General features: G+C 69.4%; 26 protein-coding genes and 2 pseudogenes. 17 read left to right on the top strand and 11 right to left on the bottom strand.

The genetic code is table 11. From position 1 onward, the window contains the following. The first annotated feature begins 11 nt into the window (after window positions 1-11). The gene (locus ACLQ2V_RS14030) at window positions 12-2,897 is read left to right on the top strand and encodes an alpha-L-rhamnosidase C-terminal domain-containing protein (protein ID WP_425718894.1); all 2,886 of its coding nucleotides are present in this window, start codon (window positions 12-14) and stop codon (window positions 2,895-2,897) included. Between the two features lie 208 nt (window positions 2,898-3,105). Here ACLQ2V_RS14030 and ACLQ2V_RS14025 read toward each other — a convergent pair whose 3' ends face one another. Next, the gene (locus ACLQ2V_RS14025; protein WP_425718893.1) at window positions 3,106-3,534 is read right to left on the bottom strand and encodes a PPOX class F420-dependent oxidoreductase; all 429 of its coding nucleotides are present in this window, start codon (window positions 3,532-3,534) and stop codon (window positions 3,106-3,108) included. A gap of 314 nt (window positions 3,535-3,848) precedes the next feature. On the opposite strand from ACLQ2V_RS14025, the gene ACLQ2V_RS14020 reads away from it, so the two are divergent. After that, entirely contained in the window at window positions 3,849-4,289 is a 441-nt protein-coding gene (locus ACLQ2V_RS14020) for a hypothetical protein (protein WP_425718892.1), read from the top strand. A gap of 74 nt (window positions 4,290-4,363) precedes the next feature. On the opposite strand, the gene ACLQ2V_RS14015 is transcribed toward ACLQ2V_RS14020, so the two are convergent. Next, window positions 4,364-4,651 carry a hypothetical protein gene (locus ACLQ2V_RS14015; RefSeq protein WP_074310625.1) on the bottom strand — a complete coding sequence of 96 codons (288 nt, stop codon included), beginning with the start codon at window positions 4,649-4,651 and terminating at the stop codon, window positions 4,364-4,366. A 134-nt stretch (window positions 4,652-4,785) separates the two neighbouring features. Between ACLQ2V_RS14015 and ACLQ2V_RS14010 the strand changes: the two genes are divergently transcribed. Beyond that, complete coding sequence (locus ACLQ2V_RS14010; protein WP_425718891.1) at window positions 4,786-4,932, top strand: hypothetical protein; 147 nt, start codon at window positions 4,786-4,788, stop codon at window positions 4,930-4,932. Between the two features lie 355 nt (window positions 4,933-5,287). Here the strand turns inward: ACLQ2V_RS14010 and ACLQ2V_RS14005 are convergent, their stop codons facing one another. Continuing rightward, window positions 5,288-5,668, bottom strand: coding sequence for a hypothetical protein (locus ACLQ2V_RS14005; protein ID WP_425718890.1), 381 nt, complete (start codon window positions 5,666-5,668; stop codon window positions 5,288-5,290). Window positions 5,669-6,326: 658 nt separating this feature from the next. On the opposite strand from ACLQ2V_RS14005, the gene ACLQ2V_RS14000 reads away from it, so the two are divergent. From ACLQ2V_RS14000 to ACLQ2V_RS13970, 7 genes are all read left to right on the top strand, one after another. Continuing rightward, window positions 6,327-6,782, top strand: coding sequence for a hypothetical protein (locus tag ACLQ2V_RS14000; RefSeq protein WP_425718889.1), 456 nt, complete (start codon window positions 6,327-6,329; stop codon window positions 6,780-6,782). Between the two features lie 139 nt (window positions 6,783-6,921). Next, on the top strand, window positions 6,922-7,392 hold the full coding sequence (locus ACLQ2V_RS13995; protein WP_425718888.1) for a hypothetical protein: 471 nt from the start codon (window positions 6,922-6,924) through the stop codon (window positions 7,390-7,392). Window positions 7,393-7,485: 93 nt separating this feature from the next. Then, window positions 7,486-8,025 (top strand): hypothetical protein, encoded by a 540-nt coding sequence (locus tag ACLQ2V_RS13990; protein ID WP_425718887.1) that lies wholly within the window; start codon window positions 7,486-7,488, stop codon window positions 8,023-8,025. After that, the gene (locus ACLQ2V_RS13985; RefSeq protein ID WP_425718886.1) at window positions 8,019-9,302 is read left to right on the top strand and encodes an MAB_1171c family putative transporter; all 1,284 of its coding nucleotides are present in this window, start codon (window positions 8,019-8,021) and stop codon (window positions 9,300-9,302) included. Before ACLQ2V_RS13990 ends, ACLQ2V_RS13985 begins: the two co-directional genes overlap by 7 nt. An 11-nt stretch (window positions 9,303-9,313) precedes the next feature. Then, complete coding sequence (locus ACLQ2V_RS13980; protein ID WP_425718885.1) at window positions 9,314-9,928, top strand: phosphatase PAP2 family protein; 615 nt, start codon at window positions 9,314-9,316, stop codon at window positions 9,926-9,928. An 83-nt stretch (window positions 9,929-10,011) separates the two neighbouring features. Next, window positions 10,012-10,569: a DUF3885 domain-containing protein gene (locus ACLQ2V_RS13975; protein ID WP_425718884.1), complete on the top strand. Its 558-nt coding sequence runs from the start codon at window positions 10,012-10,014 to the stop codon at window positions 10,567-10,569. A gap of 235 nt (window positions 10,570-10,804) precedes the next feature. Next, complete coding sequence (locus tag ACLQ2V_RS13970) at window positions 10,805-12,052, top strand: hypothetical protein (RefSeq protein ID WP_425718883.1); 1,248 nt, start codon at window positions 10,805-10,807, stop codon at window positions 12,050-12,052. Between the two features lie 232 nt (window positions 12,053-12,284). Here ACLQ2V_RS13970 and ACLQ2V_RS13965 read toward each other — a convergent pair whose 3' ends face one another. From ACLQ2V_RS13965 to ACLQ2V_RS13945, 5 genes and pseudogenes are all read right to left on the bottom strand, one after another. Then, window positions 12,285-12,431 (bottom strand): hypothetical protein, encoded by a 147-nt coding sequence (locus ACLQ2V_RS13965; RefSeq protein ID WP_425718882.1) that lies wholly within the window; start codon window positions 12,429-12,431, stop codon window positions 12,285-12,287. Beyond that, window positions 12,418-13,269: a helix-turn-helix domain-containing protein gene (locus ACLQ2V_RS13960; protein WP_425718881.1), complete on the bottom strand. Its 852-nt coding sequence runs from the start codon at window positions 13,267-13,269 to the stop codon at window positions 12,418-12,420. The genes ACLQ2V_RS13965 and ACLQ2V_RS13960 overlap by 14 nt, the downstream gene beginning before the upstream one ends. Next, on the bottom strand, window positions 13,269-13,586 hold the full coding sequence (locus ACLQ2V_RS13955; protein WP_425718880.1) for a hypothetical protein: 318 nt from the start codon (window positions 13,584-13,586) through the stop codon (window positions 13,269-13,271). Before ACLQ2V_RS13955 ends, ACLQ2V_RS13960 begins: the two co-directional genes overlap by 1 nt. A 150-nt stretch (window positions 13,587-13,736) precedes the next feature. Then, window positions 13,737-13,991: an SDR family oxidoreductase gene (locus ACLQ2V_RS13950; RefSeq protein ID WP_425718879.1), complete on the bottom strand. Its 255-nt coding sequence runs from the start codon at window positions 13,989-13,991 to the stop codon at window positions 13,737-13,739. A 228-nt stretch (window positions 13,992-14,219) separates the two neighbouring features. After that, window positions 14,220-14,658: pseudogene (locus ACLQ2V_RS13945) on the bottom strand (transposase); the annotation flags it as partial. Between the two features lie 620 nt (window positions 14,659-15,278). Between ACLQ2V_RS13945 and ACLQ2V_RS13940 the strand changes: the two are divergent. The 3 genes and pseudogenes from ACLQ2V_RS13940 to ACLQ2V_RS13930 form a co-directional block, all read left to right on the top strand. After that, window positions 15,279-17,798 (top strand): S8 family serine peptidase, encoded by a 2,520-nt coding sequence (locus tag ACLQ2V_RS13940; RefSeq protein WP_425718878.1) that lies wholly within the window; start codon window positions 15,279-15,281, stop codon window positions 17,796-17,798. A 75-nt stretch (window positions 17,799-17,873) separates the two neighbouring features. After that, window positions 17,874-18,119, top strand: a complete 246-nt coding sequence (locus ACLQ2V_RS13935) for a hypothetical protein (RefSeq protein WP_425718877.1) — start codon at window positions 17,874-17,876, stop codon at window positions 18,117-18,119. A gap of 57 nt (window positions 18,120-18,176) precedes the next feature. Further along, a pseudogene (locus tag ACLQ2V_RS13930) lies at window positions 18,177-18,293 on the top strand (phosphatase PAP2 family protein); the annotation flags it as partial. Between the two features lie 117 nt (window positions 18,294-18,410). On the opposite strand, the gene ACLQ2V_RS13925 reads toward ACLQ2V_RS13930, so the two are convergent. Together ACLQ2V_RS13925 and ACLQ2V_RS13920 are read right to left on the bottom strand one after the other, a co-directional pair. Then, complete coding sequence (locus ACLQ2V_RS13925; RefSeq protein WP_425718876.1) at window positions 18,411-18,875, bottom strand: DUF3237 domain-containing protein; 465 nt, start codon at window positions 18,873-18,875, stop codon at window positions 18,411-18,413. Between the two features lie 70 nt (window positions 18,876-18,945). Beyond that, window positions 18,946-20,649 carry an FAD-dependent monooxygenase gene (locus ACLQ2V_RS13920; protein WP_425718875.1) on the bottom strand — a complete coding sequence of 568 codons (1,704 nt, stop codon included), beginning with the start codon at window positions 20,647-20,649 and terminating at the stop codon, window positions 18,946-18,948. Window positions 20,650-20,889: 240 nt separating this feature from the next. Here ACLQ2V_RS13920 and ACLQ2V_RS13915 point away from each other — a divergent pair, with 240 nt between their 5' ends. From ACLQ2V_RS13915 to ACLQ2V_RS13900, 4 genes are read left to right on the top strand one after another with little or no spacing between them, the layout of a single operon-like run. Continuing rightward, window positions 20,890-21,864, top strand: coding sequence for an ABC transporter substrate-binding protein (locus ACLQ2V_RS13915; protein ID WP_425718874.1), 975 nt, complete (start codon window positions 20,890-20,892; stop codon window positions 21,862-21,864). 7 nt (window positions 21,865-21,871) lie between these two features. Further along, entirely contained in the window at window positions 21,872-22,642 is a 771-nt protein-coding gene (locus tag ACLQ2V_RS13910; RefSeq protein WP_425718873.1) for an ABC transporter permease, read from the top strand. Beyond that, window positions 22,639-23,454 (top strand): ABC transporter permease, encoded by an 816-nt coding sequence (locus ACLQ2V_RS13905; RefSeq protein ID WP_425718872.1) that lies wholly within the window; start codon window positions 22,639-22,641, stop codon window positions 23,452-23,454. Before ACLQ2V_RS13910 ends, ACLQ2V_RS13905 begins: the two co-directional genes overlap by 4 nt. Continuing rightward, window positions 23,447-24,259, top strand: coding sequence for an ABC transporter ATP-binding protein (locus ACLQ2V_RS13900; protein WP_425718871.1), 813 nt, complete (start codon window positions 23,447-23,449; stop codon window positions 24,257-24,259). The genes ACLQ2V_RS13905 and ACLQ2V_RS13900 overlap by 8 nt, the downstream gene beginning before the upstream one ends. 25 nt (window positions 24,260-24,284) lie before the next feature. Here ACLQ2V_RS13900 and ACLQ2V_RS13895 read toward each other — a convergent pair whose 3' ends face one another. After that, the gene (locus ACLQ2V_RS13895) at window positions 24,285-26,249 is read right to left on the bottom strand and encodes a right-handed parallel beta-helix repeat-containing protein (protein WP_425718870.1); all 1,965 of its coding nucleotides are present in this window, start codon (window positions 26,247-26,249) and stop codon (window positions 24,285-24,287) included. Between the last annotated feature and the right edge of the window lie 25 nt (window positions 26,250-26,274).

Genomic DNA, 26,274 nt, shown 5'->3' with positions numbered 1-26,274 from the left:
CCGGAGTAGCCATGCGCAGATCGTCCGGTCGCCGGACCGCCTCCCTCGTGATCACCTGCGCGCTGGCGGCGGCGTTGCTCCCCGCCGTCGCGGCACCGGGCCAGCCCTCCCAGGCTGCTGCGGGCCGGCCCGCCCGGGTGGTGGCGGCACCGCCGCCCGGGGCGATCGAGGCGCTGAACCTCTCCCCCACCTCGCGCACGGTCCGCCCGACGGCGATCTACCGCAGCACCGGCACCGTCGCCAACCCGCAGAACGTCCTCTCCGGGCTCGCGACCCGGCTCTCCGGCACGAACTCGTCGCTCACCCTCGACTTCGGCAAGGAGGTCGGCGGCCTGGCCACGCTGACCTTCGGCGCCGCCAGCGACACCGGCCAGCAGCTCGGGCTGGCGTTCACCGAGTCCTCGCTCTTCGTCGGCAACGACAGCGACACCAGCGCCACCCACCAGGGTCGCGGGGACGGCGCCCTCACCGCCGCGGCGCCCGCCAACGGCACCTACACGATGCCGGCGCAGTACCTGCGCGGCGGCTTCCGCTATCTGACGGTCTTCCTGCGCACCGGCGGCTGGGTCGACCTCACCCGGGTCTCGCTGAACTTCACCCCCGCGCCCGGCAAGGCCAACCCGGCCGCCTACGCGAACTACTTCTACTCCAACGACAACCTGCTCAACCGGATCTGGTACGGCGGCGCGTACACCGTGCAGATGAGCACGATCGCGTCCAATCAGGGCCGGGCGTGGCCCGCCCCGGCGACACTGTGGAACAACGCCGCCGTGGCCGGCGTCGGCACCGCGATCCTCTCCGACGCCGCGAAGCGCGACCGCAACGTCTGGCCGGGCGACCTCGGCATCGCCACCCCCACCGCGTACGCGTCGACCAACGAGATGGAGTCCAGCCGCAACGCCCTGACCACCGTCTACGACATGCAGCAGCCCTCCGGCGAGCTGCCCTACTCGGGCCCGCCGTTCAACCTCTGGGGCTCGGACACGTACCACCTGTGGACCCTCAACGTGACGGCGACGTACTACAACTACACCGCCGACGAGGCCTGGCTCGACAGCGTGTGGCCGCGCTTCACCCGCGGGATGACCTACATCGTCAACAAGACCGACGGCACGGGACTGCTGAACGTCACCAACACCAACGACTGGGCCCGGGGCGGCCAGGGCGGGCTCAACCTCCAGGCCAACGCGTTGATGTACGCCACCCTCGTCGGCGCGACCCGGCTCGCCACCGCCCAGGGCGACGGCGCGCTGGCGACCGCGTACGCGAACCGGGCGCTGGCGCTGCGCGCGGCCGCGAACTCGCGGCTGTGGGATTCCGCCGTCGGGATGTACCGGGACAACCCCACCAGCAGCCTGCACCCGCAGGACGGCAACTCCATGGCGGTCTGGTACGGCCTCACCGACAGCGCGGCCAAGAACACCAGCATCGTGCAGCGCCTCGCGCGGCGCTGGAACGCCTACGGCGCGATGACGCCGGAGTGGGGCGACAACGTCCACCCGTTCCCCGGCTCGATGGAGGTGCACGCCCACTTCACCGCCAACGACGACGACACCGCGCTGGCGCAGATCCGGCGCACCTGGGGCCACATGCTCGACAGCCCGATCGGCACGAAGAGCACGATGTGGGAGGGGATCAGCGCCACCGGCGGGCTCGCCTACAGCCCGTCGTTCATGAGCCTGGCGCACGGCTGGTCGACCGGGCCGACGTCGGCGCTGACGTTCCACGTCCTCGGCACCGCGCCGGAGCCGACCCTCGGGCACTACCGGTTCGTCCCCCACCCCGGCGACCTCACCAGCGTCCAGGGGCGCATCACCATGCCACAGGGCGCGGTCGACGCCGCTTGGTCGCGCAACCCGTCCGCCGGCACCTTCAGCTCCCAGCTCACCAGCCCGGCGGGTACGACCGGCCGGGTCGGCATCCCGAAGCTGAGCGGCGACGTCACGGTCTGGGTCAACGGGGCCGTCGTCTGGAGCAACGGGACGTTCCAGCCGCGCCCCGGCATCGGCGGCGCCAGCCAGGACGCCCGGTACGTGTACCTGACCGGCGTCGCCCCGGGCAGCTACACGTTCACCGCCACCGGCCTGGGCAACCCGCCGCCGCCCGCCCCGGCCGGGGACGACCTCCCCGCCGGGTTCACCCGCTGCGCCGCCGAGACCGGGCAGTGCGCGTTCGGCGGCACCCGGGTGGTGGCCTACGGGGCCGGCACCTACGCCTACCGCACGGCCACCGACAGCACCGCCTGCACGAGCGCCGCGTTCGGCACCGACCCCGCCCCCAACCTGGTGAAGTCCTGCTACGTGGCACCCCTCGGCGGCCCCAGCGGCTACACCCGATGCGCCGCCGAGGACGACACCTGCGCCTTCACCGGCACCCGCAACGTGGCGTACGGGGCCAACGGCGCCTTCCGCCACCGGCTCGCCGTGGACGGCACCGCCTGCACCAACGAGGTCTTCGGCGACGCGCTCGACCAAACCCCGAAGGCGTGCTACCTGCCGCCGGGCGGCGGCCCCGTCGGCGGCTGGACGCAGTGCGCCGTGGAGGCCGGCACCTGCGCCGCGGCCAACGGCCAGCCCATCGCGTACGGCGCCAACGGCGCGTTCTTCCACCGCACGGCCACCGGGAACATCTCCTGCACGAACGCCACGTTCGGCGACCCGATCGACCGGACGGCGAAGGCCTGCTACTGGCGCACCACCGGCGGCCCGAGCGGCTACGGCACCGTCTGCGCCGCCGAGAACGGCACCTGTGCCTTTGCCGGCCAGCAGACCGTCGCGTACGGCGCCCGTGGGAAGTACGTCTACCGCAGCTTCACCGGCGGCACCCCGTGTTCCACGGCCGCCTTCGGCGGCGACCCGCTGCCCAACGTGCCGAAGTCCTGTTACCTCACCCCGTAGCGGTGCGCTGACCTTCCCACCGACGCCCCTCTCGCCAGCCCGGCCCGGGCCGACTCAGTCCTGAGCCAGGCCAGGACCGGGCCGCTCATCGCCCGCCTCGGCGGTGCCCGGGCCCAGCCGCCCAGCAAGCCCCGGAGGTGGTTCTCGGTGCTCGAACTGGCGTCCTCGATGGTGAGGTCGTCGATTCGGGATGTCGAAGTGGCGGTGCTCAGTCGGCGATGCCGACGTAGCCGAGAGCCTTCTCGACCCGCAGGCGCACCAGCAGCTCGCCGGGGACGGCGTTACGGGCGCCGAACTCCTCGCCCCGGCCGGCACCCATGTAGCGCTCACCGATCCGGGCCGCCCACCGCCTCATCTCCGCCAGGTCCTCGCTGATCGTGACGCGGCCGCGCAGGGTGACGAACGCGTACGGCGGGTTCTCGTCGTCCACGCACAGCACGGCGCGGTCGTCGCGGGCCAGGTTGCGCGCCTTCGCGGAGGTCTTGCCGGTGTTGAACAGCAGGTCGTCGCCGTCGAGCACGAACCAGATCGGGACCACGTGCGGTGACCCGTCGGGGCGGGTCGTCGCGAGTTTGCCGGTGCGGGTGCCCTCTGAGACGAACCGTTGCCACTGTCCATCGATCATCGCCTGCGCCATCGGGCAAGTATGGGGCGGCGGCGCGCGGCGATCACCGACATTTCCCGTGACCCGCCTGACAGAATCCGCGCCCGCACGGTGCCGCACGGCCTCCGGCCAGGTGGGTCACCACGGTTGGACCGGGCCCTGGTGCGGCAGCTCGGCCGCCAGGACCGGGCACTGCCCGACCCGCTCCGCATCCGCGACCAGTCCACGACATCGACGCCGGGCGGTGGGAACGCCACGGGTCGACGATAGGAGATCGCCGAAGCCGCCGGGGCCCTCTGCGGCCGGGGTCGTCGCCGGGCCGGAAGCCGACAGGCTAGTTTGCTCGGATGAGTCTCCTGGATGACGTCGCGCGGCGGGACAGTTGGCGATGCTGGGTGTGCGACGAGCCGGTCGACGCCGCCATGTCGGTGAACGACCCGCGTGGCCCCAGCGTCGACAGCCGCACCACCGACAAGAAGGCCAAGGTCACCGAGCGACTCGCGCACCGCGCCTGCAACACCCGCAAGGGTGCCGTCAAGGTCGTCATCGCCTGGCCGGACCGGCTGCACGTGGTGGAGCCCGCACCGCTGATCACCGTCGCCGAGCGCCTCGAACGCAAGGGCGGCCGCGAGCTGGTCGCCCGCTCTGCGAGCCGGAAGGACGCCCAGGAGGCCGCGGAGTGGCTGGTCGACCGCTTCTCCCGGCTGACACCCGGACTGCCGGTCACCGCCAGCGTCGACGCCGGCGGCGGACAGTACCTCGTCACCCTGGCCGCCGGCCGCCGCTGATCGGCGCCCCTGGCCGGCGGGCCTGCACCGACCAGGGCGGCTCGGGTCGTCTAAATCAGTAGGGGGTCGCCTGCTCAGAAGGGGGGAGCGTCCTCGCCCATCAGCGCCAGCACGACGCCTCCCTTCCCGCTCTTGAGACTCTGGACCACGACCTTGCCGGTGCTGCCGTCGGGCAGCTCCAACGTGAAGGTCTTCCCGACCGCGTTCTTGGGGCCGTTGCCGGCGCTGTTGGCGGGTCGGAAGTCACCGGCCCACGGCGGGGTCCCACCCTTGCGGGCGGGCTCGGCGAAGAGGGCGGCGGTGCCGGGGGTCCTGGTGCCGTCCGAGGAAAGGAGCACTGAGGCGCTGCGATAGGTAGCCATATGAGCCAAGGCTATCCCGAACCGCGCCCGTTCGCGCCACCACAACGGCCCCGTGTCGACGCCGGGGGTTTCGCCACCGGGCCGGCGGGGGTAGAGATCGCACCGCCCGTCAGCCAACCCCTGAGGAGACTGCCATGTCGGTGCAAGCGTTTCTCTATGTCATCGCGATCATCCTGCTCGTGCTCGCCGCGCTGCCCATCCGCACCCGTGGTGTCTCACTCGCGCTGCTCGGGGCAGCGTGCGCTCTGCTGGCCTATGCCTGGCCGGTGATCACCGACTAAGTCCCCGACCGTCCGTCGACCTCTTGCGGACTAGGTACGGGCCGCTCACCTCGGGTTCGTGGTGCGCGTGCCGCAGGGCGGGGGGGCGAATGGTCCCGACCCGCCGTGCGATCTCCGCGTTGGGCAGCCGTTGCAGCCCCTGCGTCACCCGGTCGTAGGCCACCTGGTGTGGGCTGGCGATGATGACCAGCAGACCTTCTTCGGCGAAGGGCAGGTCGCAGTGCCGCTTGACCTATGAACGGGTGTCGCCGACGTCGCCGGCTGCCCGGTGCAGCAGGTTGTACAACCCATTCAGGCCGGCCGGATCCACGTAGAAGCCGCCCATCTTCCCCCGTCGGACGTGGTTCGGCTTCGGTCAGGCCAGGGCCGCCGCCGCACGCCGTAACTGCTGGGCGCTGGCGTCGTGGCTGCGCCGCCGGGCCAGGTCGCCGTGATCGTCGACGGCCCGACGCTCGTGGTAGCACGCAAGCTGCTCCAGCAACGTCGTCACGGCCAGCCGGGTCTCGGCAGTGTCGCGAACCGGTGCCGCAGCGCCCACGACCACGTCGTCGTATTCCGAGTAGAGCCGCGCCCTGATGTCGAGCAACTCCAGGCCGAAACGGTCCCAGGCAAAATCGGTTCCCGCCAGGCACTGCCACGCCTCGATCGCCAACTGGACGGCTGCCGCCGCAGCGGTGTCGTCCGCAGCCTCCGTGAGACCGGCGCCGACCCTCCTCGTTGCCTCGATGTACTCCATGCCGTCAGCTTGATCGGTCGTCAGCAAGGCCGGTCACCCCGTTCGGTCGGTCGTGCAGCAGGTCGTTTCGCGGTCTCGGTCCGCCACGTCCACCGGATCGGATCTGTGCGGCCTACCCGGGGTCGCTGGCGGCGGCGAGCAGATCCGGCAGGGCGCACGTGGCCGGTGCCAGGGCCTCGGGCACCTCGGCCGCGCGGATCCGCATCAGCTCCCCCAGGAGGTGCGGTGCCGAGGTGGCGGGGCGATGACCCGGTCGGCGATGTCGGCGTCGCGGTCATCGGCCATCCGTCGGCTCCGAGGTGTGCGGCACGCAGCGCGCCGACGTGCAACAGGCGCGCTGCGTGCCGGCACGAACGCGCATCCACGAACCGGGACCGGGACGGCTCCCGACCGAAGACGCCTTCTACTCGCCCGCAGTCCCTCGGGCTGCTCCCGTCACGGGAACCCCGCGGGACATGACGCCCCCGTCCTCGCCATGTCCTGCGGGTCACCCAACAGACCACCTTGGCAGCGCCCCGTTCCACCTATGATCCGTAGCGTCCATGCCCGCTGCCAGGCGTGGTCGCAATGTTACGCACAGGACGAGGAGCGCTGTCAATGCTTGATTCCGAAGTCGGCGGTCGTGTAAATCTTGTATTCCATCGCGCAAGGAGTCCCCATGCCTGAGGCCGACGATCCACCTGGCGAAACCTTCGCCGAACGCCTCGACTGGCTCTTCCGCAACTCCGCTGACCCGGCGGGCAAGCCCTACAGCGTGCGGCATGTGGCGAACGAACTGACGCGACGCGGCTGCAAGATCTCCCACACCCACCTGAGCAACCTGCGGCAGGGCCGGGCGCCGGATCCGCGGCGTTCGGTCGTCGACGCCATCGCCGCCTTCTTCCAGCGGTCGCCGGCCTTCTTCACCGAGGTGACCGGGCAGCGAGATCAGGACGACCTCGTTCACGCGCTCGCCGATCCGCACATCAAGCAGGTCGCCATGCGACTGGTGGACGCCCGGTTGTCGCCCGAGGGCCACGCGGCCGTCGTAGCGATGATCGAGCAGGTGCAACGACTGGAAGCCGCCGCCCGGGGCCGACGGGGCAACGTCGAACGGCCCGCTCCCCGTGACTGACGTCCCGTCGCGAACCAGACCGGGGCCCCCGGTCACTGCGGGCTGCGTACGGCTGCACCGCTGGTGGGACGACGGTCAGGCGGCGGCGTGGGACGATCAGCAGCTCCACCGCTGCGATGAGATCCTCAGCAACCTGGTCATGCCCGCGCCCTTCGCGCTGCACGACTTCTGCGCGGAGCTGCAACGGCTTCGAGGGCGAACGCTGGTGGTGACGGCCGTCCGCACCCGATCCGCTGGCGCCCAGGCACTGTGGTGTAAGGGCGCCACGACCGATCACATCCTGGTCGGATCGGCCCTCCCCCGTCCGCACCGCGACCACCTCGCCCTGCACGGCATCGGCCACATGGTCTTCGAGCATGTCGGCGGTCCCGCGGTCGGTCACGCCCTCGGCGACGCCCTCTCCAAGTCTGTCGTGGCCCGCCTCCGGCTGGCTCGCAAGCGGGTCGTCTACACGCGCCGTGAGGAGCGCCAGGCCGAGGTCTTCGCCACCCGGGTGCAACAGCTGGCAGGCGTGTGGACGACCCGGAACACCCCCTCGGCACCGCACGCCCTGCTGCTGGAACGACTCTCATCGGTGCTGGAGCAGCGACCGCGTAGGGCAGAGCGGTGACCTCCGCGAGCGGGTCGCGAGTCTGCCGTTCGGGCATCACCCGGCTCCATCGCGAAGAAGAGACCATGCCGGAGCTGTGGAACGGGGAACTCGATGCGACGCCAAGCCGGTAGCACGCTGAACCACCTGCGACTACAGGCGGAGCAGCTCCTGGCCGCCCTCAAACTGCCCTCGACCTTCACCTTCACTCAGCTCCACGATCGCATCGAGCAACGTCGGGGGCGGCCGGTGCACCTGATCGCCCGGCACCTGCCGGCCCTTGCCCCGCACGGCCTCTGGGTGGCCGGGGAGTTCGCCGACTACGTGTTCTACGACGCCAACGCCAGCCAGGTGCGACAGAGCCTGATCATCGGGCACGAGTACGGGCACATGATGTTCGACGACGTCTCCACGCCAAGCGGTCTTGAGTCGCTCGCCGCCGTACTCATGCCGTCGACGGATCCGTCCGCCCCGCAGGTCGCGCTGGCCCGGGGCGCGTACGACGCGCCGATCGAACGCCGGGCGGAGATCTTCGGGACCGTCGCCGTGGAGCGCGCCGGATCCTGGTCCAGGATCCCCACGCCCACCCCGGCCGACCCCGAGGTGTCCGCGCGGCTGGTGGCGACGCTGGAAGGACGGGCCGCCGCGTGGTGAGCCTCGTTCGCGGCGCGATGGTCGTCGTGACGCTCATCTGCTGGGGCATGAGCCTCTACAAGCTGCGTGACCTGGCCCGGGACCGAGGGAACCGCCCCCTGCGCGCGCTCTGCCTGGCGCTGATCGCGATCACCCTCTCGCTGACCCTCCAGCCGGTCATGCCGCGGATCGACCAGTTCGTCGGTGTCCCGGATGTCGCCCGCCTGGCGTCCAACTGTCTTTCGCTGGTCTGCGTCACCGCAGCCCAGGCGTTCCTGCTCTACATGACCAACGGTGACGCCAGCACCCGACGGCGGGTCCGCCGCCAGCTGACCGCACTCGGCGTCACCGTCGCGGCCATGATCGTGCTCTTCCTCCGCACGCCCCCGGCGGTCAGCCTCTCCGATCCACGCGTCCGCACCGGCGAGTACTACGGCGAGCCCTTCCACGCGCCGTTCCTCTACGTCTACCTGGCGTACCTGGCCTGGTCACTGACGCAGGTGGTGGTCCTGGCGCACCGGTACGCCGGCATCGCCCACCGACCCCTGCTGCGCTTCGGGCTCCGGTTGATCACTGCCGGCTCGCTGGCCGGGCTGGCCTACGTGGGCGCCAAGCTGGTGGCCGTCGGGGTGGGACAGCTGGCGCCGGGCTCGGCCCTGATCACGGACGCGGTGGTGGTGGTCGCCTTCACCACCTCGATCCTGCTGGTCCTGATCGGGTCCACGATCCCGTCCTGGGGGCCTCACGTCGGCCTCGACCGCCTCTGGACGTGGGCAAGGGCGTGCGGCGACTACTACCGGCTTTATCCCCTGTGGGCACGGATCCACGACGTCCTACCGGAGATCGCACTGCTGCCGCGGCGCTCCGGAGTCCGGGGCGCCATGTCGATCGCCCGCAACGCCTCCCTGCGACGGGTCAGGATCACGGTGGAGATCCTGGACGGATATGCCAGCCTGCGACCCTGGATGTCGGCGGCGGTGGCTGCCCATGCACAACGCGCCGCCCGGCACCGTGGCCTGCGTGCGGAGCAGCAGGCAGCCGTGGTCGAAGCCGCCGTGGTCGGTGCGGCACTGCAGGCTCGACTCGACGGCACGGTCGCCGACGACGCATCCGTGGAGGCACCTGGGATACCGCTGGGGCCGCCCCGGGAGCCGGGCACCGGTGAACCCGGTGCCGCCGACCAAGTAACGTGGCTGGCCCAGGTCGCCCGGGCGATGACAACGCCACTGGTCGCCACGATCATAGCCGAGACCACAACCCGCGCCGGCTCCACCCGGCCGCAGCCCTCCGAAAGGTAGAAGCCCTCACCGTGCCAGCTGTCGTCGACGCGCCCGCCCGCAGCACCTCCCACCGGGTAGCGCGGATCACCACCGAGGTCTTCGCGCCGGCGGTCTTCGCGGCCGCCATGCCGCTGATCATCGCGCTGCGCAGCACGGCACCGGCCATCGCGGCCGGCATCGGCTGGGCCCTGCTGGCCATCTTCTTCTGCTCCGTCGTCCCGTACGGCATCATCTGGCTGGGCGTACGACGGGGACGGCTGACCGACCACCACATCGGCGTGCGGGAGCAACGTCGCATGCCCCTGGTGTACGGGCTGCTCTCCGTACTGGTCGGTCTGGCGCTGCTCATCCTCGTCGGCGCGCCCCGGGCCCTCGTGGCCATGGTCGTGGTGATGTTCGCCGTCCTGCTCATCGTCACCGCGATCAACCAGGCGTGGAAGCTCAGTGCCCACGCCGCGGTCGCCGCCGGCTCGGTCTCCGTGCTGGTCATCGTGTTCGGGCCCGCCCTGGTCCCGGCGGCGGCACTCGTCGCCCTGGTCGGCTGGTCACGGGTGCGGCTCGGTGACCACACCGTCAGCCAGGTGGTGGCGGGCGCGTGCGCCGGCCTGCTCATCGCCGCGCCCACGTACCTCCTGCTCTCCTGACCCGGGCGGAACCCGCGCCTCGCCCTCCCGCACGACCGCAGCCCGGTCGCCGGACGCGACCCGACGACGGCTGGGCACCGGCCTTGACCGCGCTGTGGCAGGAGCGCTGGCCCGAGTGCCCGCCGTTCGCCCACCGGCTGCGCGGCCGATACCCGGATCGGTGGGTACGGTTCCACAGCCTGCCAGGATCGAAGCGTCACCCCGAGAACGAGGGCGAGTACGGCGTTGTGCTCGACCGGCACCACACGGTGCTGTCAGCACTCGACCCCGGTGCTGTCCTTCTCGTTGTCACCAGCGAGTGGACCGAGGGCCCGGCGGTAACCCCTGCACAGTGGCCGAGGCGTTCAGAAGTCGCGCCGTCGGCACGACACTGGCAGACCCTGCTCGAAGACCCCGAGGATCCCACCTACATCCAGCTCTACGCCGAGGTGGTTCCCTGGCGACCGGGTGTGATCGACGTTCTGTTGCGGGCCGTTGCCGACGACGAGTTGGCGAACGTGATCCTCGCACCGGCTGATCTTCGATGGCTGTACCACCCGTACGACGGCGGGGCCGATGTCATCCTGCCGACGCGAGAGCAACGCGACGCGCTGAAGACACGACACCGGGGTTGGCTTTCGCAGCAGCCCTCCCGGCTCTAGCAGCCGCCAGACCGCTGTCCTTGACCGCCGGCCGTATAGCGGCCAAGGCCAGCCCGACAGTGCCTGGTCGAGGCACCACGAGGGTCTGACCGCGATGATCGAGCAGGTCCACCACATCAGAGCGACTTGGGGACCACACAGAGTCTCGATGCAATCTAGGGTCATTGCCGTGTGGACGTTATGTGCGGCCTACGGGAGCGGTGCGCGTGGCCGCGCTGCCCGGGTCGGGGCATCCGTGGTCATGGCCCTGCTCTGCGTCGCGGGGTGCGGGCAGCCGCCACCGCCGGGCGGCTACCCGTCCGCTTCCTCGACAGAGACGAAGGCGTTGGTCGACGACTGGGCCCTGATCCGGGACCGGTTGACCGCACAAGGCACCGCCCTGCTTTCAGGTGACGAATCCGGTTGGCTTGCGGCGGTGGATCCTGACAACGCGGACCTCGTGGGCCGCTATCGGCAGATGTTCCACACCTTGCGTGGCCTGCACGTCACCCGCTGGGAACCGATCTTCCGGGACCGTCCGGGCTTCGACCTCGCGGCAGCGAAGGACGTGGCCGTCGGTGTCCGCTACGCCTTTACCGGTGACGAACGCGGCGCTGCGACGGCGCCACCTGCAGGGGCGACGGAGGATCTGACGCTGTTGATGGACTTCGCCCGTCGCGGCCCCCAAGCCCAGTACCTGATCAGCGACCTGCGGATACCCGCAGAGGACATCGTGCCTCGCCCGCTGCCATGGGAAACAACTGCTTTCACCTTCGCCGACGGGCGGCGGGTCACCGTGGCGGCGCCACCCGGTCAGCAGGCCCGCCTGTCCGCCGCCGTTGCGGCAGGCGACCGGGCGGCCACGGCCACTGACCGGTACGCCACACTGGTGGGTCAGCAGCCGCCCGCCCGCTACATCGTCTACCTCGCGGGCCCCACGGAGTGGAAGGCTTGGCGCAGCGGAGCGGGAGGCAAGAACTACGCCGGATATGCCTACCCGGGAGGATCACTGCAGTACGAAGTGGTGGTCCGCACCGAGGCCGCAGGGAACCTCACGAAATTGCTGCGTCACGAGTTCGGCCACGTCGTTACCCTCAGTGGCAGTCAGCTCGCTCCGAGCGTGAAGAGCGATGACGCTTGGCTTATTGAAGGCGTCGCGGAGTACATCGCCGCAGGGGGCGGCCCGAAAGCCTCCGATCCGAAGGTGCTATGGGCGCGTCGATGGCACAAGGGTAAGCCCCGTATGCGGGTTCTCGACCGGGATCAGGCCAAGCCAAAGGCCAGCGCCAGTGCAGGGGAAGTGGCCTCCTTCTACGGCACCGGGCACCTGAGTGTCGATTGCATGGTCCGCCGCTACGGCCAGCGCCGCATGTTCGACTTTTTTACCGCCGTGGTACGGAAGGGAGAAGGGCTCTACGACGCGGCACCGAAGGTCTACCAAACCTCATGGGACACCGTGCAGCGTGACTGCGTCGATGACATCTACCGCGTCTTCGGCCGCTAACGCCATAGAACACCCCCGTGCTCGTCAACTTACCTGTCGCCGACCCGGTGGGGTTGACCCGGTTCATCCCGGAGGGCGTGCTACGCCACGTGCTACGCGACGGCGACGGTTGGGTCGATGGGACGGTCATGTCAATCCTGGCCTCCGAGTGGGCCACCCATCGGGGACGGCCTACGCTGCGATGACGGCGTAGCCGCACGCGGCCGCATCGGCGGATCTCTGAGAGATCGGTTCAAGGATCTTTGAGCGGGGTGGCGGCGATCACCGGCGCCGACAGCGGCGTCGATACCGTCGCGATCAGGGAGCTGTCGCCCTGGAACCAGACGTCGTAGCCGCCAACCTCGGGCTCATCGGTGCAGCGCGGCTCAGTAGCCGGCACCCGCCAACTCCCGAGTGCCCCGCAACACGCGTGAGGTTTCCTCATCGGCCGGATAGAACGACTCGATTGACAATTCCGACACGGTGACGTCGAGCGGTGTACCGAAGGTAGCGACGGTGGTGAAGAGGTTGAGCACGCCCTCGGGCCGGCGGACCCGCAGCGGCACCACGATGTTGCTGGCCGGCGGCAGGTCGTGCTCCGGGCGCGGATCGCGGCAGGGGTAGCCACGCAGCTCGTCCTCCAGCTCGGCCAGGGTCGGGTCGCCACTGAACTCCGCCTGCCTGCGCAGGCGGTGCAGCAGATGCGCCCGCCACTCACCGAGGTTGACGATGTGCGGAGCCAGCCCGTTCGGGTGCAAGCTGGCGCGCAGCACGTTGGCCGGCGGCGCAAGCAACGACGGGTCGACCAGGTCGGTCAGTATGGCCAGGCTCTGATTGGCGTCCACCAGCTGCCACGACCGGTCGACGACCACGGCCGGGTACGGCTCGTGCCCGCGCAGCACCTGGCGCACCGCCGACCGCACCGCGCCCAGTTCCGGCGCCTCGAATGCGCTCTCAGGGTAGACCGGTGCGAATCCCGCAGCCAGCAGCAGACGATTCCGGTCTCGCAGCATGAGATCGAGATGATCGGCGAGTTGGAGGACCATCTCCCGACTGGGAACGGATCGGCCAGTCTCGAGAAAACTCAGGTGCCGGGTGGAGATCTCGGCACGGTTGGACAGCTCGAGCTGACTCAGGCGGCGACGCCGACGCCAGTCCCGCAACAGCTCACCTACGCCTGACTTACTCACGGTAACGGCCATGAACCGATGCTGCGACATGGATTGCGCAGTGTCCATTACCGCAGAGGTATAGCTTTCACCGCACCGGCTGCTTCCGTCACCCGGTACAGATAGCTGACCGCGACCCTCGGCACCGGATCGGCGACCCCCTCGACCTGCACGGAAGCTGCAAAGACGGCCTCCACGTAGCCGCGTGGCCGGACCCGCGCGGCGGGCAGCTCGAACCGGGCGCGGACCCGGGCGCCCACCGGCACCGGCCGGGTGATCCGGATCCGGTCGACACCCTTGTTCAGCACGTGATCCGCCCCGCCCACCCGGAGGATCTCGTGGAGCATCCCGGGCACGAGCGAGATCACCAGGAATCCGTGGGCCACCGGCCGGCCGAACCGCCCGGACGCGGCCCGCTCCGGGTCGACGTGGATCCACTGCCGGTCCCGGTGAGGGCCCCGAGCCGGTCGACCGGGTCCTGGTCGATCGTGCGCCAGGAGCTGACGCCGAACTCGCTGCCGACCAGTGCGGGCAGCTCAGCGCGGTGGTCGAGCCGTCGCGTCAGCGCCCCGCCCCGCCGCGGCCGGGGCCGACACCCGGGCCTGCCGGATCCCACCGGCCCCCATCGCGCGCATCCCGCCGTCGACGTGGAGCACCTCGCCGGTCACCGCCGGTAGCCAGTCCGACCAGAGCGCGCAGATCGCCCGGCCGACCGGGTCGGCATCGGTGGTGTCCCCACTCCGGCCAGACCTGCCGGGCGTCGAAGTCGACGCCGACGACTGACCTGCCACCGACGGCGGTGAGCAGCGGGGCGCAGGACCGGGTCAGTGCCGCGAAGGCCGGCCCCGCGGGCTTTGGCCAGATCTGGACGTAACGATCCCGGCCGGTTCTTCCCCCGCGCGGTGGGCACTTCTCGACAATGGAGAACTCCGTGTCCCAGAACAGCACGACCGTGCCCCGAGCGGTGGTCTCCACAGATTCCATCGGCGCCCGACTGGACCGGTCGCCGATCGTCAGAACCCGACGGCGATCAACGCGTGGACGTTGACGGTGCGACCTGCTTCGCGGACCTTCATCGTCAGGGCGTCCATCCACATGAACGTGCAATGCGCCGCGCGAGGGGCCGGCTGCGGAACGCCTCGACCTGGACGTCCAGGTGCGCGGTCATTGCTCAGCCCGCCGGTGGTGAGTCAGCTTCCAGTCCGGGAAGTAGGAGCCCTGGCGCAGTTCGGAATCTGTAGGCCGATCGACCCGGACCGGGCGTCCCACTCCCTTTGCTGATAACCATTACGGGAGTTGGCCCGCTCGTCGCTGCGCTGCCGGTAACCCATGCCGCTGCTTCGGCGGACCTCGCTGCCGGCGCGAACGTTCTGATCATCGCTGCAACAGACCCGGCGACGTGCCCGCGATCTGCTCGCACAGCAGGTCAGCAGGGCTCACCCTCTCAGGTACGGCCATCGCGCATCACACTCCTTCGCCCGGACTGTGCCGTCTCGAAGGATCGCGCAGTGACCGTCTCTTATCTAGGCAATTAGCCCATCAGGGACAAGTCGTACACCACCCCTGTGGACGTAGCCTGTGACCCAGTGCTCAACAGTCACATGAACGATATAGGCGGTCACTCAACCGTTCCGGTGGACTGGTTTTGCCCCCTTGACGAGGAACTTCTGTCGCAGTCTAATTGGTGACCACGTAGGGAGGCCCGCTCGTGGGAGCGTTCCAGTTCGCCGTTCTGACGTGGCAGGGGTTCCTTCTGATCGCGGCTGCCGCCACAAAGGTGCGCGCACCGCGTCGGCTCGCAATGGCCGTTGCCCGCTATCGGGCTTGCGCCGTCTGCACTGCCACTGGCATGGAGCGTTCTCGGCGTCGAAGTCACCCTCCGTGCCGGCCCCAACAACAGTCAACACCCGACGTTCGTGCTTCGGCTCGTGTGGCAGTCGGGATCCCGAATAAAACCGTCGACATCAGCCTGGTAGAAGCGACAAAACTATGTTGTCCCGACCAGCGCGTGTAGGCCATGGCGCTGGGACGCGACGGGTCGCCCTGGTCCGTTAGAGATCCATCGGAAGGAGTCGGAGATGAGCATGAGGTTCGTGGATCGGCGGCAGTTTCTGCGTCGGCTGGGAGGGGCCCTTGCCGCCGGAGGCGGCATCGCGTTGTTCCCGGCCGCGTTCAGCATGGCATCGCCTAAGGCCGGCCCGACATCGACACCTGGCCATACAGGCGGCGTGCCGACGTACCCCGGAGACCCCGGCTTTGTCGCCACGAGGCCAGGGGAACTAGATGCCGCTAAAGCCAGTTGGGAAACGCCGGAATATGGTTACTACACCGGCCACAATCCTTCCAACCCTGGCGCAGCGGTCGATTCCCCCTGGCAACTTGTCGCGGTAAACGCGTCCACCGCCTATGCCCTGGGGTACTTCGGGCAGGGCGTCGCGCTGGGCATGATGGATTCGGGCTACAGGGCTACCCATGAAGCATTTCAGACCGGGCTGATCGTTCCGGTGAGAGCGGAGGGTGTCTACGGCACGTCCGGCTTCGGGTATCGAAACGCAGCAACCCCGGCGAATCCGTTTGCTGCAGGCCAGCCGTTCACTGTGGCCGGTGATCAGGCGAGAACGAGTGACTACGGGCACGGGACCGGCATGCTTGGGGTCACCTCCGGCATCCGCGATGTCAAAGACCAGCACGGCATCGCCTTTGGATCGAAGATGTATGTTGCGATGACCGGCGGTTCCGACACCCAGTCCCACGGCCCCTTCCATGATTACGTGTACTGGCGTACCGCCAACGAGGCCCTGGTCGACGCAGGTGCCCAGGTCATCAACAGCAGCTGGGGATCGTATGTCCAGACTATTGACAGGACTCGGTTTGACGGCCTAGGAAACGACCTTGGAGTCAATGGCAACCTCGCCAACGGTTACCAGCTTCGTGGCAAGGACAGCATCAGCGCCACGGCAATGGCCACAATTATCCCCAATGAGCACCTGAAGGATCTGGAGTACCAGTATTTCCTCTTCAAGAAGAGCTATTCTAAAGACGGCATCCAATACAATCCGAGCTACGCCGGACGGTCCTTCATGGATGCCATCTGGGACGCTATCAAGGACAGCGGTACCGTCAACGTAAGGTCGGCCGGCAACAACGACTGGAGCAACCCGTATTTTCGCCCGGCGTATCCCATCTTCAATCCCCTGGCGGAGAAGCAGTGGGTATCCGTCGGCGGGGTGCAGCCGCCCACTGAGGCCAATCCTGAGTACACAAAGCAGTCCGGGTACAACGAGGCAGGGCTCGCCAAGTGGTGGACCGTGTCTACCCCTTCAAACAGTGTTCGGACCACGAACAGCGGTGGTGACACCAACTATTCGAACTCGAACGGCACATCTCCGGCAACGCCCGTTGCGACAGCGGTGATGGGGGTTCTGCTCTCTCGCTACCCGAACATGGACGCCAAGCAGGTCCGTGAACTGATGTTCACTACGGCGAACAACAAGATGTCCGACGGTGTGAGATTCCTCGGCACCGGACAAGTCTCTGCGTCCGGGGCATCCATCGCTTGGACCGCTCCCGACGGTCTTCCGGACGAACGCTGGGGCTGGGGCATTCCCGATCTGGCCAAAGGCATGTATGGTCCCGGCCAATTCCTGGGCCCCATGACCTACAACATGGACAAGGCGCCCCTGGACGTCTGGTCGAACGATATCAGCCAGATCGCGATCAAGGAAAGGGAAAGGAAAGATCTGGAGTGGTTGGCGGGCTACAAGGAGCAAGGCATCGCCTACGCCGGCGAATTTAGCCCCAACGTACTGAACCCGGACGGCGGGCTTAACCAACAGGCCTTCCTGCTTCAGGGCATCTTGGCTGATCCTTACATCCAAGCTATCACCAACGGCCGCCCCGAGTTGTACGACAAGATCACCTATGGGGATGCCGTCAAGTGGCGCAAGGAATGGATGGACCAGCGCGCGGCCCACATTCAGAAGAACATCGACAAGCGACTCTACACGGCTTCTCTGACCAAGCAGGGCCCCGGGACGCTGATCATGACAGGCGACGACACCTACGAGGGCGGCACGACGGTTGAGGGCGGTAAGCTTTCGATCACCGGCTCGCACGCGAGCTCGATCCACGTCAAGGGCGGCACGCTCGGCGGCAGCGGTTTCGTGGCAGGCAGCATCGACGTCGACAGCGGCGTGCTGCAGCCCGGTCTGTCGTCCGGGGAAGCGGCGTCAGCGGTGTCCATCACTCTCACCGACGTCGCGCCGGGCAACGTCCTGAACGTCGGCGGCAACGTGACCGTCAGCCGAGCGGGTCGCGTCGCCATCACCATCTCCGGCGACCACGCCTACACGAGCGTGCGGGCCGCGGGTGGCCTGGTGCTGGACGGCGAACTCACCCTGGACATTCGCGCGCCCCTCACACCCGGCACGGTACTGACGATCATGAGCGGCGACTCGATCAAGGGCAACTTCCGTTCCCTGCCGGAACGGCGGGTCCTGAACGTGGGCCACCACATGTTCAGGGTGTCCTACCAGGGCGGCAAGGTGACGCTGACCGCCGTGCGGACGCTGCCCGGGGCACGGTCCGGCGGCGTCTAGCCGCACGTGGCCTGGCCAGCCAGGCTCAGGTTCGCCTGAGGCTGGCCGGCCAGGCCTTCGCCCAACCTGGCCGCGTTGACGACGCTGCCGCCCCTGCGCATGCGCAGGGGCGGCTCGTGGGCGAGTGAACAGGCGCGGATGTTCCTCGAGTCCTCCCGCGACACCATCGACATCGACCCCGAGGTCGCTCAACGCCTTCATCATGACCCGGTGCACGATCCGGACGGTGGTCGACGACAATGGGCCGCCGCCTGGCAGGCACCTTCCCTGGCTGTCCACGCCAACCCGCCTGAATCAACAACCGGCCCGACCTCGCCATGACCGGACACATCTGCCTCCTACCCGCCAGATAGCCGGTCTCACAAACGGCGGCGACCCGTCGCCCTGGTGGGCTGGTCCCGGGTCCGGCTCGGTGACCACACGGTCGGTCAGGTGGTCGCGGGCGCGTTCACCGGCGCACTGGTCGCCGTGCCGACGTTCCTCCTCCTCACCTGACCAGGATCCGGCTCACCGGAGTCGACCGGGCGGCTCACACGTGGTTGGGCTGGCCGCGCCTGAGCGGACGGCAAAGCCCGGTCCGCGCACCGCACGTCGACCCCTACCGCGAACGCCCTACGTGATGCGGTATGCGGTGTAGCGCACCCGATCGGCCTCGCGCACCGCCGACGCCACGAAAACGCACTGCTCCAGGACGGCCAGCGTGGGCACCGACGTCTCCAGTCGTACGCACAACCGGAAGTAGTACTCGGAGGGTTCGACCGCGTCGCCGCGGAGCAACGCTTCGAGGATCTCCGGGCGGCCGCTGCGGACACCGAAAGTCCGGATGTAGACGTGACCGCCGTCGGCGGTGCGCGCCGAATAGCGCGCGTCGACCTCGATCGCGCCGTCGGGGCGGACCAGCTGCCAGTCGGCGCCGCCAGGAAGGATGTCGGCCTCGAAGAGGCCGGTGACCCGGCCGCCGACGACAGGCACGACGCGGCGGTGGCCTGCCCGGGTCGTCCCGTGGTCCTCCAGCGGGCCGAGCCGGGCCTCCACCTCGAACGCGGCCTCCAGGCCGGGAACCGCCAGGGCGCTCACGGGTTCCCGGCCGGCAGTCGGCGTCGCAGGGGCGGAACTCGACGTGGCGGATGCCCCGGTCGACGCGTACTCATGGCGCGTCCTTGGCATGCGCGAGGGCGTCGCGGAGGCGTTCCAACGCGGGCACCGCGGCGGCGAGCGCCGCCCGGTCCGCCGCCGGCAGGGTGGCCGCGGCGCGGGCGACCAGGTCTCCGCTGGCGAGGTCGAAGCGGTCGAACAGGTCGAGGGCCTTCGGGGTGGCGAGGACCTCGATGTGGCGGTGGTTGCCGGGACGGGGGCGGCGCTCGACGAGGCCGTTGCCCTCCATCGTGGTGAGGAGGTTGCTGACCGTCGAGCGGCTCAGGCGGAGTCGTTCGGCGAGCTCGCCGGGACCGGACACCGCGCCCCGGGGCAGGGCCCGCACGATCTCGATCTGCGCGTCCGGGATCTCCGGCAGGTGCTCGGTGGCCCGGGCGGCGCCGAGCAGCGTGCGGCGCAGCGGTGAGATCACCGACGCCAGTCGCGCCGCGTCCAGCTCGGTCGCTTCCGGGCCGGTCACGCCCAGGACGCCCGGGAAGACCGTCGGCGTCAGGGAGGCCCGTTCGTTGAGCTCGGCGGGGAGAAAGCCGGCCGCCTTCTTGTACCCGGTCGCGATCTCGGTGAGCTCTCTCGGCGGGATGACGTCGTGGATGTGCGCGAACCCATCCGGCGCACGCTCGTGGGCGAGGACCATCACCTGTTCCGGGCCCTGCCGCCGGTTGCTCAGCACGAGCGCGGTGGTCGCCGGCCGCCGGTCCGCCTCGTAGGCGTCGAGCGCCTGCCGCACCGTCGGCGCGGTGGCAAGGTGGAAGGCGAGGGTACGCGCGTCCAGGATCGCCTGCGACGCCCCGTTGGAACCGTTCGGATACATCGGGTGCGCGGCGTCCCCGAGCAGCGTCGTGTTCCCATGGGTCCACCTGTCGATCGGGTCGCGGTCCACCATGGGGTATTCGAGGATCTCGTCGGCGGCGGCGAGCAGCTCCGGCACGTCGAGCCACGGGAAGCGCCAGTCCGCGAAGAGCGAGACGACCGGCGCGGGGTCGACCGCCCGGTTCCAGTCCGCGTGCGGCCCGGCGAAACCGGGCCCGCGCCGCTCGGCGACGACATTGATCAGGCCGGCGCCGATCGGGTACGCGACGAGCTTCTGTTCCGCGTCCCCCGCCATGATCATGGTGCGCCCGTCCAGGAATCCGGGCGCCCGCGCCGTCCCCCGCCACAGCGTCAGCCCGTTCCACAGCGGCGCTCCCTCGCCGGGCTGATGTTGCCGGCGCAGCGCGGAATGGATGCCGTCCGCTCCGACGATCAGGTCGCCCGCGATGCTCACCTCCCCCGCTGCCGTCTCGAAGCGTGCGACGCCGTTGCGGACGCCGACGAGCCGGTGCCCGGTGCGTACCGCGTCGACGCCCAGCCGTTCCCGCACCGCGGTGAGGAGTTCCATCTGGAACCGGCCGCGGTGCACGGAGAGCTGCGGCCAGCGATATCCCGCGTCGAGTCCGCGCGGCTCGCTCCAGATCTGCTGACCCTTCCGGTTGTAGTAGGTCAGCGTGCCGGGCGCGGCGCCCAGCCTTTCCACGCGTTCACCGAGACCCAGTTCGTTCAGCTCACGAACGGCGTGCGGGAGCAGATTGATCCCGACGCCGAGCGGACGCAGCGCGGCGGCGCGCTCGTAGACGGCGATGTCACGGAAGCCGGCCCGATGCAGGCTGAGGGCGGTGGTGAGGCCACCGATCCCAGCGCCCACGATCACGATCGCCACGTCGTCGCTCCCTCCGCCGCCGCACAGTTTGGTCACAAAAACGTCGCGGGTCAATACTTTTACCGGTGTATTCCAAGTCGGGGCACGGCGCTCGACCGGCAATGCCGATCGTCATACCGGAATTCTTGACAATCAATCGCCGCTGCATGACGCTGATCGACGCGGGCGGATGGTTCACCTCACCTCGCCGGCCCCCAACTCCTCCGGGTGCACCAGCGCTCCGCACGGAAGGGCTCGTCCATGAAGAAGGTCACCGCCCTCGCCGTTCTCATCGGCGTCGCGATCGCCCTGACCGGCTGCACGGATTCCGATGCCACCGGTCCGTCCCCCGCAGGGAGCGGCGACCTACGCAAGGTCCGCGTGGCGGCGCTGCCGATCAGCGAGACCGCCGCGCTGTGGGGTGGCATCGAGGCGGGCATCTTCCGAGAGCAGGGGCTCGATGTGGAGGTCGTGCCCGCACAGGGCGGCGCACAGGCCATCCCGGCGCTGATCAACGGCGACATCGACTTCGCCATCGGTCAGCCGTTCGGCCCGTTCCGTGCCGACCTGCAGAACCTCGGTGTGGTGATCATCGGGAACTACGCGTCGTCCTACGCCGACGGCGACGACATCAACGCCGTCGTGGCGTCGGCGAAGTCGGGGATCACCCGGCCGGCCCAGCTCGCGGGGCGCAAGGTGTCGGTCAACAGCCTGGGCGCCGCCGGCGATGTCACGATCATGGCCGCGGTCGAGAAGGACGGCGGTGACCCCACCAAGGTCAAGTTCGTCGAGGTGGCCTTCCCGGACGCGCCGGCCCAGCTCGCCGCCGGCAACATCGACGCCGCCTGGGTGACCGAGCCGTTCATCACCCAGCTGCGCGAACGCGGTGACGCCCTCGTGGTCGCCCCGTACCAGGCCACCATTCCCGGACTCACCACCCTGACGACGATCACGTCGAGCAAGCTGAAGGACTCCGACGCCGCGCTGATCGCGGGCTTCTCTTCGGCGATGAGCAAGACGCTCACCTGGGCCAAGGATCCGGCCAACGAGGCCGACCTGCGTCAAGCCATCAAGGACAACCTCGAGATGCCGGACGCGGTAGCGGATTCCGTACGGCTCCCGGCATTCGGGTGGGAGCTCGACCGGGCCGGCCTGGAGCAACTCGCGACGCTCGCCCAGAAGTACCGCGTACTCGACCGGCGACCCGACTTCGACCGCCTCATCCAGCAGCAGTAGCCGGCCGATGCGCAAGATCCTGCTGGGCGCCGTGGGCCTGCTGGGGTTCCTCGTCGTCTGGCAACTGATACCGACCCTGGGACTGGTCGACCCGCACTACCTGCCGTACGTCACGGACGTCTTCGGGTGGCTGTCCCAGGAGGTCCGCGACCTGGCGTTCTGGCGGCGACTCCGGCTCACCATGACGTCGTGGGCGATCGGACTGACGGTGGCGACGCTCGCGGCGGTCGCACTGGGGACGATGGTCGGGATGGTGCCGTTCCTGCGCCGCGCGACGCACACGACGGTCGAGTTCCTGCGGCCGGTGCCGTCAGTCGCGCTGATCCCCCTCGCCGTGCTGATGTTCGGCCTGCAGATGCGCGCCGCGCTCGTCATCATCGTCTACGCGGCGTTCTGGCAGGTGTTCGTGCAGGTGCTCTACGGCGTCGCCGACGTCGACGCCGTCGCCCGGGACACCGCGCGCAGTTTCGGCCTCACCCGCCGCGAACGTCTGCGCTATCTCGTCCTTCCGACCGCTCTGCCGTACCTGATGACCGGCCTGCGCCTCGGCGCGGCGATCGCACTCATCCTGGCCGTCACCGCCGAGATGGTGATCGGCAACCCCGGCCTCGGGCGCATGATCGAGCTCTCCCGCTCCGCCGGGGACGCCGTCGGCCTGTACGGCCTCGTCGTGGTAACCGGGCTCCTCGGCCTGCTGGTGAACATCGTGTTCCGCGTCGTCGAACGCCGCTCGCTGGCCTGGCACCAGTCGGTGCGCTCGGACGAGGCGGCCCGATGACCGCCCTGGGCGGGGGCAGGGCCCGGCCCCGTGACCTGGGCGTCAGGGTCGCCGAGAACCTCCTGTTCGCGGTCGGGCTTCCCGTCCTGACCGTCGGGCTCTGGGCCGTCTGGTCCACCCGGTCGACGAACCGGTTCCTCGTCGGTCCGCGCCCGCTCCTCGACGCGTTCCGGCAGGTCTGGATCGGCCCGGCGTTCGTCGACGACGTCCTGCCGAGCGTGTACCGGCTCCTGGCCGGCCTCTTCGCGTCGATCCTCCTCGGCGTCGCCGCCGGCGTCGTCATCGGCAGGCTCCGCCCGGTACGCGAGCTCCTCGAGCCATTGCTGGAGTTCTTCCGCGCGATTCCGCCCCCCGTGCTGATTCCGGTCGCGATGCTCCTGCTCGGCATCACCGACACCATGAAGGTCGTCGTCATCGTGTCCGGCGCGATCTGGCCGATCCTGATGAACACGATCGAAGGCGTCCGAGCGACCGACAGCGTGATGATGGAGACCGCCCAGTCGTTCCGGATCTCCCGGTGGGACCGGCTGTGGCTGCTGATCGTCCCGGCGGCGAGTCCGCGCATCATGACCGGCGTACGGCAGGCGCTCTCGGTGGCCCTGATCCTCATGGTCATCTCGGAGATGTTCGCGTCGTCCGCCGGTCTCGGCTACCGGATCGCCTACTTCCAACGGAACTACCTCATCGCCGAGATGTGGAGCGGCATCCTCCTGCTCGGCCTCATCGGCGTCCTCCTCGCCGTGGCCTTCGGTGTCGTCGAACGCCGCGCCCTGCGCTGGTACCACGGAATGAAGGAGATCACCCGTGGCTGACGGGAGCCCCCTGCTGAGGGTCGAGCACCTGCGGAAGGTCTACGCCTCCGGCCGGGGCGAGGTCGAGGCCATCGGGGACCTCAGCTTCACCATGAGCCCCGGCGAACTGGTGTGCATCGTCGGCCCCTCGGGCTGCGGAAAGACCACTCTCCTGAAGTGCCTGGCCGGGCTGCTCCGGCCCACCAGCGGCCTCGTCGAGATGGAGGGGACGCCGGTGACGGGCCCGAGCCCGGCCATGGCCGTGGTCTTCCAGGAGTACGGCCGCAGCCTCTACCCGTGGCTGACGGTAAGGGGCAACGTGGAGCTCCCGCTTCGCCACAAGAAGCTCTCCCGGGTTGAACGCGAGCGGTTGGTCGCCGACGCCCTCGATGCGGTCGGGCTTCGGCAGTCGGCGCGGAGCCATCCGTGGCAGCTCTCCGGCGGGATGCAGCAGCGGGTGGCGATCGCCCGCGCCATCGCGTACCAGCCGGAAGTGCTGATCATGGACGAGCCGTTCGCCGCGGTGGACGCGCAGACCCGCGCAGACCTGGAAGACCTCGTACGCGAGCTGCACCTGACCCGCAGGATGTCCACGGTCTTCGTGACGCACGACATCGACGAGTCGGTGTATCTGGGCCAACGCGTGCTCGTCCTGTCGAACTCACCGACCCGGGTGCAGGAGGACCTCCTGATCGACCTCCCGCAGGAACGCGACCAGCTCACCACCCGGGCCCTGCCCCGATTCACCGAACTGCGGACCCACGTCTACGAGCAGATCCAGCGGGCCAAGCGCGGGCCGGCCACGGCGCCACAGCCGGCACCGTGACCGCGCCGTACGCGCAGGCCCGTCGTCAGAACACGCACGTACGGCGCACCCCGGACGCAAGGCCCGCGATCGGGCCGACAGCGCCGTCGGGTCCGGGCCGCCGGGGCGCACCCGTGAGGTCGACGTCCATGACGGCGGGGCTGCCGTCCGCCTCCTCGAACTCCGCGTCGGCGCACCGGACCCGCTCCAGGTCCCGGCCGCCGACCAGACCGACACGGGCCCCGTCGAACGCCTCGGGGAGATCGGTGACGAGCCAGACCGCGTCGCCCTCGTCGACGATCGTCGCCGTCGCGGCGCCCAGCACCCGTGGCTCGCGCTCACCCGCGAACGGCCGGGCGCCCGCGGCGTAGACGTTCGCGCGGGCGTACAACGGTTGTCTCACCTCGACGTACTTCTGCTGGTCACTGGGGGGCTGGTCGTCGAGGCGGGCCAGGTACTCCTCGAACGACGCGGGATGGCCGTCGTACCCGGCGGTGCCGACCAGCGGCGGCCCCTCGCCCTCCGCGTCCGCGCCGTAGGCCGCGCCCGGGTCGCCGCCCAGGAAGAGGTTCCCCACGTACCTGTCGTCGCCGCCGTAGATCACCGCGTATCCGGCGACCTGGGTGCTGTGCGGCAGGTGGTACGGCGTGGCGCGGTCGAGCACCGGTTCCAGCCGCAGCGTGCCGCAGATCAGGTTGCAGACGAAGGCGCCTCCCTGGCTGAACAGCTCCAGCGCGGCGGGCGAACCGAAGATGTTGTGTTCGACCAGGTAGGGGCCGTGGCTGACCTCGACGAAGAGGTCCCGGCAGTTGTCGTGGTAGACGTTGCGCGAGAGCCGCGTGCCCTGCGCCTGCCAGTCCAGCCAGGTGCCGAGCGAGCAATCGTGGATCCGGTTGTGCCGGATCACCACGTCGATGGCGGCGTGCAGCTTGATGCCGGCGATCTCGTACCCGTAGAACTCGCGCTTCACGCCGATGCGGTGGATGTGGTTGTCCTCGATCGTGGAGAACGCGCATCCGAGGTGACCCACGATCGCGTTCTGGCCGCAGTCGTAGATCGTGTTTCTGCGGATCACATGCGAGCCGATGTGCTCCCGGTCCCACCCGATCCGGCGGGCCGCGAAGACCGACTCCACCTGGTACTGGTAGCCCGGCTTGTCACCGCGCAGAGCCGAGAAGTTCCGCCCGGTCGACCCCTCCTTCCCGATCGAGATCGCCGCGCACTTGGCGTCGTGGATCACGTTGTCCTCGATGACCCACCCCTTCGCCCAGCCGGGCCCGATCAGGCCCGGCTGGTCGGCTGTCGGCGGTGCCCACGGGCTGGCCGCGTGCGCCAACTCGAAGCCACGGACGGTGATGTAGTCCAGGTGCGGCTGCTCCGGGTAGAAGACGCTGCGGCGTACGTTGATCTCGACCAGCTCCGTGTTCGGGTCGGCGCCCTGGAAGTTGGCCCAGATCGTCGTCTGCTCACCGACCTCGGCGTACCAGACGAGCCGGGTCTGGTCGGGATCGGCGACCGGGCGGGTCACCCGGGTCCAGTCGTCGACGACTTCGATGCGGCGGGGCGGATCGTCGACCTCCGCCTGACTCGCCACCTCGAAGAAGCTCAGGCCGTTCAGGTAGACGTCGCCGAGGTGCCGGCGTGGGGCGCCCTTGCGGTAGACGATCCAGTCGCCGGCCACCTCCTCGGCGAACGGGTTGAACGAACCGAACAGCGCATTGTCGACGACGACCCGCCATACCGTCCCGCCGAGCGGCTCCCAGCCGGTGACGCGTTCCGATCCCTTGATCACCACGTGCTCGCCGGGCGCCGCCTCGTAGGTGATGCGGCGGGTGTCGCTGAGACCGCCGTGGCGCGGCGTAACCCATTCGCGGTACTCCCCCGCGTGCACCACCACCGTGTCACCGGGCTGCGCGACGCCCGCGGCCCGGTTGATCGTCCGCAACGGCCGCTCGGCGCAACCGTCGGCGTGATCCGAGCCGGTGATCGCCACATGGAATACGAATGCCATCCGGGGAGCCCTCCTTGACCAGTCG

The organism is Micromonospora sp. DT233 (genome assembly GCF_049841815.1).
GTDB lineage: Bacteria > Actinomycetota > Actinomycetes > Mycobacteriales > Micromonosporaceae > Micromonospora.
Note: the sequence above shows the minus strand (reverse complement) of the source record. Positions and strands in the feature narration are given on the sequence as shown.